The 436-nt window shown below is 63.5% G+C and carries 1 protein-coding gene; it reads right to left on the minus strand.

The window, feature by feature from the left end; translation table 11 throughout:
- On the minus strand, nt 1-436 hold a 436-nt coding region (locus tag DVK00_RS21070), incomplete at both ends, for an ABC transporter permease (protein ID WP_147435959.1).

Genomic DNA, 436 nt, shown 5'->3' on the forward strand with positions numbered 1-436 from the left:
GGCTCTGAATCGCGGTCAGCGTCAGCCGACCGATGCCGGGCCAGAAGAACACCTCTTCGAGCACGACGACCCCGCCGAACGCGTAGCTGAACTGGAACGCGATGACCGTGATGACGGGGATGATTGCGTTCTTGAGCGCGTGTCTGAGGACGATGACCCGTTGGCTCATCCCCTTCGCACGCGCGAGATTGATGTACTCCTCGATCAGCACCTCCAGCATCGACGACCGGGTCATCCGCATGATGTAGGCGGTGAGCGCGAAGCCCATCGCCCCCGCGGGGAGGACGAGTCGCGTGAGCGACCCGACGAGGTCATCGCTCGGGGAGACGTACCCCCCGGTCGGAAAGAGGTTCAGCCAGACGGCGAACACCAGGATGCACACCAGCCCCCACAGGAAGATGGGCATCGAGATGCCGACGAAGGCGAACATCGAAGC

It is taken from the genome of Haloarcula sp. Atlit-47R (assembly GCF_003665985.1).
GTDB classification, from domain to species: Archaea; Halobacteriota; Halobacteria; order Halobacteriales; family Haloarculaceae; genus Haloarcula; species Haloarcula taiwanensis.